Annotated in this window: 3 protein-coding genes; all 3 read right to left on the bottom strand. The window is 64.1% G+C overall.

Annotated features, from left to right (window positions below):
* Positions 1-7 precede the first annotated feature (7 nt).
* Positions 8-4423: a type I polyketide synthase gene (locus tag VJV41_RS20945; protein WP_325336943.1), complete on the bottom strand. Its 4416-nt coding sequence runs from the start codon at positions 4421-4423 to the stop codon at positions 8-10.
* On the bottom strand, positions 4420-9858 hold the full coding sequence (locus VJV41_RS20950; protein WP_325336944.1) for a type I polyketide synthase: 5439 nt from the start codon (positions 9856-9858) through the stop codon (positions 4420-4422). Before VJV41_RS20950 ends, VJV41_RS20945 begins: the two co-directional genes overlap by 4 nt.
* A partial coding sequence (locus tag VJV41_RS20955) for an SDR family NAD(P)-dependent oxidoreductase (RefSeq protein ID WP_325336945.1) occupies positions 9858-13481 on the bottom strand: 3624 nt, incomplete at its 5' end. The genes VJV41_RS20955 and VJV41_RS20950, both read right to left, overlap by 1 nt.

Here is a 13481-nt window from a genome sequence, read left to right on the forward strand (position 1 = left end):
GGCTCTCTTACGACTCACCCGACGACAGATCCACCAGGGCCAATTCATCGCTAGCCGAGTCCATTTCATCTTCCGCGATCGCGGCGCGGGTCAATCCCATCAATGTGGTCGAGAATCCGCCCGCAAGCAAACTCGCTAACCCGGGGTCGACCCTACGGGTGTCGTACCACCAGTCCAGGTGCAGCACACCAGCAGACCGATACACCCGCAGCTCAACGGCGTGACCCAGACCGGGAATCGCCTCGCGTACCGGCAATTCCGTGTCGGTGTCGAACTGGATTGGAGCATCGTCGAACAACAGTGACGGCAGATCAGGAATCGCGCCCGCATAGGAGAAGAACACGCCCGCGGGGCGTGTGGCGCCCAGCAGCCGCGCGGTCGGCGCGTACAAGTATCGCAGCAGCCCGTACCCGATGCCGTAGTGCGGGACGGCACTCAGCATGTCGTGCACATCCTCCACCAGCTGCCTCGTGCGCATGCCGTCGGCTGTCCTACAGGTGAGGGCGACGGGATAGACGGTGCTAAACCAGCCCACTGTCCGGCGCAGGTCGATATCGGGTTTGAGGACCGATCGGCCAGGTCCGTTGAGGTCAACGGCGACGACACCGTCACCGACGGTGGCAGCGATCGTCCGGCTCAGCGCCACCAGCAGGATGTCTTCGATCGGCAACCGGAGCCGACGCCGCGCATCATCGATCTCGCTGGTTTCCGAGGCGTCCAGCGTCGACGATAGGCGCACCAAATCGGCTACTGCCGGCGGTTCCGAGACGTCCGAACCGACCCGCAAGTCCGTGGCGGCCATGGTTTCCAACCAGAAATCGAGGCTTTCCACCACCGCAGGGTGGGCGGCAAGTGCAACGCAGCGCTGCGACCACTCGGCCCACGATGTGGTGATCGGTTGCAGCGCAATCTCTTCGCCCGCGAGCCTTTGACCGAATGCCGTGAAGATATCGGCGAGCAAGATGTCGCGTGAGGCATTGTCGCCGACGACCCCGTGCGCAGTGATCGCGAGATAGCACCGCCCGCCCGGCGCGCCACGGACATAGGCGGCGGTCAGCGGTGGGCTCGTCAGGTCCTCTTCGCGGATCTGCGCTTTGCAGATGTCTAAGACCGCTTGACCTTCCTGCGGGCTTCCAATTGCGATGCCGTCCGGAAGCGACCGGGTGGCCAGCTCGGCGAAATCCTGCGGTTCACCGATGTGCTGCTCCCACAGTCCCGCGCGCTGGACGAACTGCAGCCGAAGCGCGTCGTGCTGATTGGTCACAGCCGTGAGCACCGAGCGGATGTCCTCGACCTGCACATCGGGCCGAAGTTGCAGGACCAGGGGAATACGCCAGCGTCCGCGCTCTCGGACACCGTTTTCAAGGAAGCAAACGACGTTCGGCGGAATTGGGGGACGCACAACGTCACTCGGCGACTGGCGCGCCAGCCCGCCCGCCGTATATCGGGCAACCAAGGCCTTGCCAAGCGCGGCCACGGTCGGGTGGTCGTACAGGTCCTGCGGTGTGAGGTCTAGTCCTTCATGGGAGGCGGCCATCGCTACGCTGATCGCGACCAGTGAATCCCCGCCGAGTTCGAAGAAGTTGGCGTTCCTGTCGACCGAGCCGACACCGAGACACTGCGTCCAGATCCGCTGCAACGTCACATCGATCGGCGAGCTGCCATTGGTGGCCGCCGGCGGCTGGTCAGCGGCGACGGCACCCGACGCCGTCCCGTTCGCTCCGGCGCCACCCTCCACCCACTTTGCGATGGCATTGTGCTCAACCCAATGCTGTTGGCGCTCAAATGGGTAACCCGGAAGCGAAACCAACTGCGGTCGGCGCTCACCCCGCAAGAGTGTCCAGTCGACGTCAATCCCCGCTGACCACAGCTGTCCCAGGGCCAGCAGGAAGGTGTCGCGATCACCGCGGTTCTGGGCGTGGTGGCGCATCAACCGAACGGCACGATGACCTTCCGACCACTTAGGGTGCCGTATCGCTGACGCGGTCAACGTGCCGCCCGGGCCGACCTCGACCAGGACACGCTGCGAAGCGGCAAGCAGCGCATCGAGTTCGTCGGCGAATCGAACTGTTGCGCGGACTTGGCGCGCCCACATCGCGGCGTTGGTCGCCTCAGCAGCCGACATCCAGGTACCGGTGACGTTTGAAAGCAACGGTATCTGCGGCGCACGAAGCGTCAAGCGGGACAGGAAGCCTTGGAACTCGGGAATCATTGAATCCATCAACCGCGAATGGAACGCATGCGAGGTGCGGACCCGACGCGCCACCATACCCGCTTTGCCAAGACGGTCAGTGAATGCGCCAATGTCCTCCTCGGATCCGGCGACCACGCAGCCGCCCGGATCGTTTACGGTGGCCAAATCGACTTCTGCCGAGAGGTATTCGGCGATGGCATCCGGGCTCAGGGCCACGGCGACCATGACCCCACGAGGGGCGGCGTGCATCAGGCGGGCACGCATCGACACCGTCTTGACGGCCGTCGAAAGGTCAAAGACACCTGCAATCGTGGCTGCAACATACTCGCCGATGCTGTGCCCGGCCAGCGCTGCCGGGCGAACACCGTAGGTCTCGATCAATTTGGCCAGCGCGTATTCCACCGTGAACAGTGCGGGTTGGGTCCGGTCAGTGCGCTCCAAATTCTTTGCGGTTCCGTCGAATATCTCCGCACGCAGGTTGATATCCAACTCCTCACCAAACCCTGCGGCGCACTGGTCGAAGTGCTCTGCGAATACCGGCTCCGACTCATAGAGACCACGCGCCATACCGATGTGCTGAGCGCCTTGACCTGGAAACAGGAAGGCTACGCGTTCCGGATTCTCAGTGCTTGCAACGGATTCACCGACAAACACGTTGTCGTGCTCGGGCGCCCCCAGCACCGCTGCCGCATCCTGTCGGTCGGCGACGACTGCCGCCATGCGGATGTTCTCTTGACGACGGCGGGCGAGGGTATAGGCGACATCGGGCAAGCAGAGTTCATCTGTGCCGGCCAATTCGGAGGCCAGGGCGGAACGTGACTGCTGAAGCGCCTCGGTGGATCGCGCGGACAACAACAGCACCTGCGGACCGGCTTCGGGAGCAGGTGCCGTAACCGACGGCGCTTCCTCGAGGACGACATGCGCGTTGGTGCCACCCACACCGAACGAGCTGACCCCCGCACGCCGAATGCCGTCCCATTCCCACGGGCCGTACTCGTTGCGCACGATGAAAGGCCCTCGGTCCAGGTGCAGTTCAGGATTGGGACTGGTGTAGTGCAGCGTTGCCGGAAGTGCCCGGCGCTTGAGGCAGAGAATCGCCTTGATCAAACCCGCCATTCCGGCGGCTGACTCCAGATGACCGATGTTGGACTTGACGGAACCGACGAAGCATGGACCAGGCCTGGTCGTCGTGGAAACACCGAATGCGCGTCGCAGACCCTCAATTTCAATCGGATCGCCAAGCGGCGTGCCGGTGCCATGTGTTTCGACATAGCTGACGGTGGAGGCGTCGATTTCCGCCACCGCGTGCGCCTCGGCGATGACATCGGCTTGACCGGCCGCGTTCGGCGCGGCGTACGTCATCTTCGTCGATCCGTCGTTGTTCACCGCCGACCCTCGGATCACGGCGTGGATGCGATCTCCATCGTCAACCGCGGCCGCCAACGGCTTGAGAACCACCGCGGCGACTCCGCTACTGAAAATGGTGCCATCCGAGCGCACGTCGAACGGTCGGCAGTGGCCGGTCGGCGACACCATCGAACCGGGCTCGTGCCAGTATCCGACGCGGTGCGGAATTCGAAGCGACGCCCCGCCGGCGAGCGCCATGTCGCATTCACCGTTCAATACGCTCTGGCACGCCAAATGAAGTGCGACCAACGACGACGAGCACGCCGTCTGCACCGACAGGGCGGGGCCTCGAAGGTTGAACTGATGCGCCACCCGTGTGGCCAAATAGTCCTTGTCGTTCTGCAACGAGAGGTTGACCATCTCGAACGTGACTCCCTGCCCGATGATCACGTTCGGATCATGGTGCGACATGAGGTTGTGCAGCAGATAGCCACTGGTCGTGCTGGTACCAAACACGCCTACTGAACCGTCGACGTGCAGTGGGTCGCGGCCAGCGTCTTCCAGCGCATGCCACGCACACTGCAAGAACAGCCGATGTTGAGGATCCGTCATCCGGGCAGCGTGTGGAGTGAAGCCGAAGAAATCAGCGTCGAACTCGTCTATTCCATCCAGCAGCGCCGCACGCCGCACGTAGGCGTGATTCGCGAGGGCCTTCTCGCTAATGCCGGCGGCAAGAAGGTCCTCCGCTGAGAGAGTGACGATCGATTCCTCAGCGCGCCGCAGATTGTCCCAAAAGGCCGACACAGAGTTAGCGCCCGGAAACCTTCCGGCCATCCCGATGACCGCAATCGCGTTAGGCGGCAGTTCGCTGTTGCTGGTCACGCTCGGTCTCCTACCTTTCGCCGCGCCGCGGCCCGTTGCCGCGCTGCCGCGCGGCGCCGGGCGCGATCTCGAACTTCGTTGGCGCTCTCGGACTTGTCCTGCCCGTTGAGGCCTAGTTGACCGACAAGGTCGGTCGCGAGGTCGGCAAGTGATGCGCCCTGCAACAACAGGGCCACTGGCGGTTCCACACCGAAGTCGCCGCGAACGGTGTTCCGAATTCGCACGGCCATCAGGGAATCCATTCCCAGTTTGGTCAATGGCTGGTCGGTGTCGATGGTGCTGTCTTTGGGGTAGCCCATGATCGCCAGAATGCGACCACCCAGGCGTGCGGTGACGACCCGGCTGGCGTTGACGGCATCCATCGCGCGAAGCGCATCTGGGCCCGGCCAGTCGTCGTCGCTTTCGATGTCCAGTTCCCCGGCGAGGGTACTGAAATACCCGAATTGCTGAAGCTCCGGGAATGCGGCCGCAGCGCGATCCAGCCGCAGCCGTGCGACACCCACCCGGACGAAATCGCGCGCGAGCACCGACTCCAGGGCCTCGATGCCCTCGGCCGGAGCGATGGGATCCAGAGCGCTGAAAGTCAACGACCGAGCGACGCCGATATCGGACCACTGTCCCCAATTTATCGTCGTGGCAGGCAAACCCGACGCGCGTCGCCATGCCACCAAACCGTCGAGCCATGCACTCGCGGCAGCGTACGCACCCTGTCCGGGCGACCCCAGCAGCGACGACGTCGAAGAAAACCCCACCCACCAATCGAGCTCTCGGTCAGCTGTTGCGACGTGGAGCCGCCAGGCGCCGACAGCCTTGGGCGCCCAGACCCGTTCCAGGCTCTCCTTGCTGAGCGCAACAACGATCTGATCGTCGATCACGGCGGCACCGTGCACCGCTCCCCGTAAGGTCAGCCCGGTCTCTTCGGCGGCGCTCACGAGCCGCTCGGCCATTCCGGCTGCGGAGATGTCGCCGGGCACGACGGCAATTTGGGCGCGTTTCTCCAGCTCCGCAATCACCGGCCGCTGCTCATCGGAGGGCTCCGATCGCCCGTTGAGAACGATTCGCCCAGCGCCGTTGTCGACGAGCCAACGCGCGACGACCAGACCGATACCGCCAAGACCGCCGGTGACTACGTACGCGCCATCGCGCCGGACAACCGGGTCGTGTCTAGGTGCATCGAGCGTCGCACGGGAAAGCCGTTCGACATATCGACGCTGGCCGCGCCAAGCGATGATGTCATCGGTGCTTGTGAACCCCAACTCGGCGATCAACGATGCCAGGGCGTCGTCGGCGGTATCGAGATCCACCAAAGTGGCTCGCAGGTCCGGATGTTCGTAGGAAAGAACACGAATCAGTCCTTTGAGGGCGCACGTCGACGGGTCGCCCGGCTCGTCGCCGTGCACTGCCAGGCCGTTGCGGCTGACCAGCCACAGCCGCGGCGCCTTCCCGTGCCAGCCGCCGACCAGCGCCCGCACTGTTGCCGAGATGGCCCAGGCCAAATCGCGGCCTCGCGCCGGCGCCCCGTCGGAGTCAGCACCATCGAAGCAGTGTTGCCCGGCAAAGACGATCACTCCGACCGGCGGAAGCTCCGGGTACGCCGCAGTTTTCGCAAACGCCTCCAATACCGCGGACTCATTCGAAAGCTCAGCGCTGATCACTCGTCGAGTCGGCGAGTCGCACCGTGTGACGAAACCGTTTGCAATCTCTTCGGTTTCGGCACCATCAGTCAACACCAACCAGCTGCCGTCAGGCGCAGGGCCGGTTTCCGTTGGAGTCTGAACCCAGCTGGTGTCGAATATCTTCTGCGTCAGCGGCAACGGCACCGTGCGGCGTAGCACGCGTTTCAGATAGATGCCCGTGAGCTCGACGGTCGGCGTTCCCGTGTCGTCCATCAGGGTGACGCGGCCCAGGATGCCGTCATCACCGGCATTTACCAGGTCTGTGTGACATCGGGCGCGCCGGCCGACATCGCCAAACAACCGGATGGTCTCGAACGACACCGGCAGATACGTGGCCTCGCTCGACTCCGCCAACGACTCGGGGGGCAAGGCCGCGGCCAAAGACTGCAGTGCGGCATCGAGCATGACCGGATGGATACGGTAATGGCGGTGCGGGGCGGCCTCGTCGGGCAGGACAATCTCGGTCTCGGATGACCCGTCGGGTTTACGAACGATCCGAGTCAGGGCGGCAAACGCCTGCCCGTGATGTAAACCCGTGCGGCGCAACGCGGTATAAAGGTCGCTCGGTGATAGGACGGTGCCCGCCTCGGTCGAACTCGTCCGCTCAGCCGGCGATGAGCCGCTTGCGCGAACAGCAGGAGGCAGCGCTGCGGTCCGTGCCGCCTCGACTCGGGCGACCGCATGCCGAGACCAATTGCCGTTGGCCGAGCGGGAATGTATCTCCACACGAATGTCGTCAGCGGAGTTCTCGCTGCCGCGCAGCAGCTGGGTCGTCACCTCCGTCCGGTCGTCCAGCCGAAGCATCTGTTCGACCTCGAGTCGATTCACGGACAGGGCCTGACCAGGCAAACCAAGGGCCTCGCTTGCCGCAGCCAATGCCATCTCGGCGAAACCCGTTGCGGGCATACAAGGCTGGCCATGCACCTTGTGATCAGCCAGCCAGGGAATGAATTCAGTTCCGACATCTGCCTGCCAGACATGATCACGGCCGGACGGCATTTCAACGTGCATACCCAGTAACGGATGAGCACTCGCCGGCTGTCGGTTCGCGGATGACGGCGCGGCCCAGTACCTCGAATGCAGCCACGGTGTCGGTGGAATATCCACGAACCTATTTGCGCTGTCGGCAGTTTGGGCCATCGCGGCTGACGGCGGCCGAACCGTGGCCAAGTAGGTGTGGAAGGTAAGCGTTTCGGGGTTGTCACGGTTCAACGTCGCCGCTACCTGGACATCTCCGCGGGGACTGGCCGGCTCTACGTTCCCGTTGATGGCATGGGTGAGCAGTGGATGCGGGCTGACCTCGATGAAAGTGGCATGACCTTCCGCGGCAGTCGACACGGCGTGGCTGAACCGGACTGGGTTGCGCAAATTGGCCACCCAATAGCCCGCATCGAATGCCGGTGCCGCGCCGTTGGTTTGGCCGACGGTGCTGATTAGGCGGATCTTCGGCGCAACCGGCGCCAAATCCGCTAGTGCGCTTCGTAATTCGGACAAGATCGGATCAACGGTGGGATGGTGCGATGCCACGTCGACCTCGATGCGTCGCGCCAACCTGCCCTGTGCGTCGACGACTGCAATCACCGCATCGATCTGCTCGGGAGGCCCGGCGATCACCGTCTGCTGCGGCGCGGCATATACCGCAACCGTGATGTCCGGGTGCTCGCCAATCAGCGCCTCGGTGGCTTCGGCGTCCAGTTCCAGCAGCGCCATCGCGCCCTGCCCGGACAACCGCGACATGAGCCGCGACCTGGTCGAGATGACCTTCAGCCCGTCGGCCGCGCTCAGCGCCCCGGCCACGACCGCCGCGGTCACCTCCCCCATCGAATGCCCAATCACGGCATCGGGTTCCACGCCATATGCGCGCCACAATGCCGTCAACGCCAACTGCATCCCCACCAGCACCGGCTGGATCCGGTCGATACCAACCAATGCTTCACCGGATTGCAGCACCTTCCGCAGCGAGAACCCGGCCTGCTCCACGAACACCGGCTCCAGCTCGGTCACCGCCGCTGCGAATGCCGGCTCATCGGCCAACAACTCCTGGCCCATGCCGGCCCACTGCGAACCCTGACCGGAATACAGGAACACCGTGCCCGACCCAGACACGCTCTGATGCGGCGCCACCACCCCCGGCGCCGGGCGACCCTCGGCGAGCGCCTGCAACCCGGCCACCGCCTGCTTGCGATCACCCGCGCACACCGTGGCGAATCTGGCATGCCGCGGACGGTGATGATTGAGCGTGTGCGCCACGTCGCCTAGCGGCACCGCGGCGCCGGCGTCCTCAATCCAGTCTGCCAATACCGTCGCACACGACGCGATCCGCTCGTCCGTCTTACCCGAGACCACCAGAGTGGTGATCGCCGACCGCGGGCTCTCCACCGGCGCCGGATCAGGCCCCTGCTCAAGCACTACATGCGCGTTCGTCCCCCCAATTCCGAACGACGACACCGCGGCTCGCCGGGGACCTTCACAAGCGGGCCAGGGTACGAGGTCGGTGGGAACAAAGAGCCGCGTTGGTGACGGGTCGATTGCCGGATTCCATTGCGAAAAGTGGAGATTCAGCGGAATCTGCCCCCGCTGCACGGCCAGGGCGGCCTTGATGAATCCGGCAATCCCGGCGGCGGCTTCCAAATGGCCGATGTTAGTTTTCACGGCCCCGAGCGCGCATGGAGCATCACCGCGCCCATAGGTGTCCGCCAACGCTTCGAACTCGATCGGATCACCTAGAGCTGTGCCGGTACCATGCGCCTCAATGAAATTCACCGAGCTCCCCGTTACATCGGCGCTGCGCAACGCCCGGGTGATCACGTCACGCTGCGCGAGCGAATTCGGTGCGGTCAGACCGTTGGAGCGGCCATCTTGATTGACCGCAGAGCCCCGTACAACCGCTAATACCCGGTCCCCGTCACGTATCGCGTCGGTCAGGCGCTTGAGCACCACGACCCCGGCACCCTCCCCCCGCACGAACCCGTCCGCCCCAGCGTCAAAGCTGTGACACCGCCCTCGCGGCGACAACATTCCCCACTTGGACATCGCGATCTGAGTTTCCGGACGCAGTATGAGACTGACTCCCCCCGCCAGGGCCAGATCGCTCTCGCGCAGCCGCAGGCTCTGGCAGGCCAGATGAACCGTGACCAACGACGACGAACATGCCGAATCCACCGCTATCGCCGGACCACGCAGCCCCAATAGATACGCGATGCGCCCGACTGCCACGGCGTGAGCGTTACCCGTCGCGGAGTAGGCATCGATGCTGTCCGGATTAGCCGCTGAAATACCTTGGTACTCGGTGTAATACACACCCATCATCACCGCGGCGCGGAATCCGGCGAGTTGATCCGGCACGATCCCGGCATGCTCCAATGCCTCCCAGGCTACCTCCAACATCACCCGCTGCTGCGGGTCCATGGCTTCGGCCTCACGCGGGGAAATCCCGAAGTAATCAGCGTCGAAACCGGCCACGTCGGGCAGGAAACCGCCCCACTTCGACGACATCCGGCCGGGCGCGAAGATGTCCGGATCATAGAACTCGTCGGCATTCCAGCGGTCCGGCGGGATTTCACTGATCCCATCCACGCCGTTAGCCAGGAACGTCCAATACGCCTCCGGACCTACCACCCCACCGGGGAAGCGGCAGCCGATTCCGACCACCGCCACCGGTTCCGCGGCCGCGATACGGGAGGCCTTGTCGAACTGCTCGGTCAACGCGCCCCGCTGGTCGGCGGTCATGGCCGAAACTCTGCTGAAGATCGTTCTCATCAGAAACCGCTCTCAGTACTGGCCGAAGCCGATTCCACACTGTCGAACAACTCATCCAGCACGCTGCTCGACGAGTCGAGTGTCAGATCGGCGCCTTCTTCATCCCGGTCTTCCTGTGGCACTTGTTGTGGTGCAATCATTTCCGCCAAGTAGACCGCCAACGACGAGATGGTGGGGTGGTTCCACAACATCGTCGCGGACAAGTCGATACCCACTAGCTGCTGCGTCTCTTTTAGAACCGTCATCGCCATCATCGAGTCGAGTCCCAATTCGGGGAACGGTTGATCCATGTTGACCGCTGATGCCGACGTGCGAAGTTCGCGGGCCAGGATGGCTCGGAGCCTGGTCGCAAGTTCGCTGGGCCGGTCATCGGCGGGTATCTGAGACCAATCCCGAACGGGTGCTACTGCTCCACCCCGATCGTCACCGGTCGATCGGTTGTCTACGTTCGATGTTTCGAATTCCTCGACCACCCTTTCGAAGTACCCCAGTTCGCGGAACTCTGGGATCGCGGCGATGGCGCGATCAAGACGCATCCGTCCGACACCCACCCGAGCGAAGTCGCCACCCACCAGCGACTCCAGCGCTTCAACGCCTTCGCTAGGAGTGATCGGGTCTAGCACGCTGTACGTCAACGAGCGGCTCATCCCGACGTCCGACCATTGACCCCAGCCGATCGCGGTTGCGGGTAGGCCCGATGCGCGTCGCCACGCCACCAGTGCGTCGAGCCACGCGTTGGCGGTGGTATACGCCAGTTGACCAGGCAGACCCAACAGCGAAGCCATGGAAGAGAAGACAACCCACCAGTCGAGCTGTCGGGTGGCCGTGGCTGCGTGAAGCCGCAACGCGCCGGCCACCTTGGGTGCCCACACCCGTTCCATGCCTTCCCGGGTGAGGGCGGCCACGATGCCGTCGGCGGTCACGCCCGCCGCGTGCACCACCCCCCGCAATGGCCGCCCAGTCTCCTCGGCCGCCGCCACGAGCCGCTCCGCTACTCCCGCTGAAGCGATATCGCCGGACACAAAGACGATTTCGGTACTGGCGGCAAGGTCGGCAAGATCCCGTTGCTGACCATTGGAAGGATCGGTTCGACCGTTGAGTATTAGCCGCCCCGCGCCCCGTTCAACGAGCCATCGCACGACGACCATGCCCAAACCGCCCAGGCCCCCGGTAATGATGTATGAACCATCCGAGCGGACAACCGCATCACGATCGCCTGCACCGAGCTTTGCACGCGAGAGCCGTTCAACATATCGGCGTCCCTTCCGCAACGCGACCACATCATCGCTCGGCGGCGACTCCAGTTCACCGATAAACACCGCGGCGACGTCGTCCGCGGAGTCGAGATCGACGAGAGTGGCGCCGAGATCGGGCTCGCCGGCGAGTACACGAGCCGCTTCGCCGGGGAACCGCCAGTTACGGATGAGTCCTTTGAGTGCACCGATCGCTGGATCGCCTGACTCACCAGCGTGAACCGAAAGACCGTTACGGGTCACCAACCACAGCCGCGGCGACTGCCCGTGCCAGCTGTCGACAGCAGCGCGACCCGCGCCCGAGATTGCCCAGATCAACTCGCGCTCGCGCTGCAGCGCGCCGTCTGCGTCCGTGCCATCGAACGAACGCTGTCCGACGAATACGACAAGGCCTGCGGGTGAAAGCTCCGGATCGGCCGCAGTTTTCGCGACGGCCTCTAGTACTGCCGACTCGTCCGACAACTCTTCGCTGATCACTCGCCGGGTCGGTGAGCTGAACCGGGCAGCGAACTCCGCCACGAGGGCCCTTGTCTCGGCGTCGTCGTCCGCCAAAAGCAGCCAGCTTCCAGCATATGCACCCGATATCCCCCGGCCAGATTCACGCGGCGTCGAACTTTCCACCCATGCGGTGTCAAAGATCTTCTGTTCTAGCGGCAACGACACCATGCCGGGGTCTATCTGCCGCAGGCAGACGCCGGTGATTTCGGCGGTCGGAGTCCCCAAGTCGTCCATGAGGATGACCCGGCCGAGATGGCCAGCACCCTCCTGCTCGAGGCTCACCAGCTCGGTGCGGCAACGGGCACGCCGCCCGACTTGCCCGAACACCCGGATGGTCGCCAAAGAGACTGGCAGATATGGGGCCTCGGCGGGATCTTCCAGCAATTGGGCCGGCACTGTGGCAGCGAGGCTGCGCAGCGCCGCATCTAGCAGCAGTGGATGAATGCAATAGCGCGGATGGTCGGAAGCGCCGTCAGGCAGCACAATTTCGGTTTCTGAATTATCAATCCCCGCCTCGACAAGCGCCTCGGGCTGCCCACGCGTCACGGTGATACTGGCCACCGCATACCGACGCCAGTTCCCGCCGGCCGAACTGGCATGGATCTCAACGGCAATCCCGTTGTCGCTTTGGGCAAGCTGTGTCGTGACTCGCGTCCGGCGATCCAGGGCAAGCGGCTGCTCGACCTTGAGCTCGTTCACCTGTATGACCTCAAGATGCAGACCGAGAGCCTCGTGGCCGGCAGCCAACACCATCTCGGCAAAACTCGCCGCCGACATTACGGCCTGTCCATGCACCTTGTTATCGAGCAGCCACGGCAGCATCTCGGTTCCGATATCGGCCTGCCACACATGGTCGCGGCCCGACGGCATCTCAACGTGCACCCCAAGCAACGGGTGAGTATCGGGCAATCTCTGCGCGGGAGACCTACTCGGGACCCAATATCTCGAATGCAGCCACGGCGACGGGGGAATATCCGCGAACCGGCCCCCGCCGGCATTGGGGCCCGTGATATCCAGTGCGGCGAGCTGCGCATGGAAGACCAGAGTTTCGTCTTCAACTCGCTTCAAGGCGGAGGTGACGATGAAGCGGCTGGTCGATGGCGTCGACTGAAGCGTGTCGCCGATAGCGTAGGTGAGCAGCGGGTGGGGGCTGATTTCCACGAAGGTTGCGTGGTCGGCAGCGGCGGCGGCCACGGCAGCGTTGAACCGCACCGGGTTACGCAGGTTGAACACCCAGTAGTCAGCATCGAATCGCGGCGCCTCGCTGCCTGCATGGTCGGTCGTGCTGATCAGCGGGATCTTCGGCGCAACTGGCGCCAAACCCACAAGCGCACTGCGCAATTCAGGCAATATCGGGTCAATCGTGGGATGGTGCGATGCGACGTCGACCTCGATGCGTCGCGCCAACCGACCTTGTGCGTCGACCACCGCGATCACCGCATCGACCTGCTCGGGCGGCCCCGCGATCACAGTCTGACTCGGTGAGGCATACACCGCCACCGTGACATCGGGGTGGTCGGCGATCAACTTTTCGGCAGCCGGCGCGTCCAGTTCCAGCAGCGCCATCGCGCCCTGTCCTGCCAGTCGCGACATCAGCCGCGACCGGGTGGCGATCACCTTCAGCCCGTCGGCCACGGTGAGTGCCCCGGCGACCACCGCCGCGGTGACCTCTCCCATCGAATGCCCGATCACCGCATCGGGTTCCACGCCGTAGGAGCGCCACAATTGGGTCAGGGCCAACTGCATCCCGACCAGCACCGGCTGGATTCGCTCGATACCGCTTACCTGCTCGCCGTTGGTGAGCACCTGCTGCAGCGAAAAACCCACCTGTTCAACGAAAATCGGCTCCAACTCGTCAACCGCAGTGGCGAA

Source organism: Mycobacterium sp., assembly GCF_035274705.1.
Lineage (GTDB): Bacteria > Actinomycetota > Actinomycetes > Mycobacteriales > Mycobacteriaceae > Mycobacterium.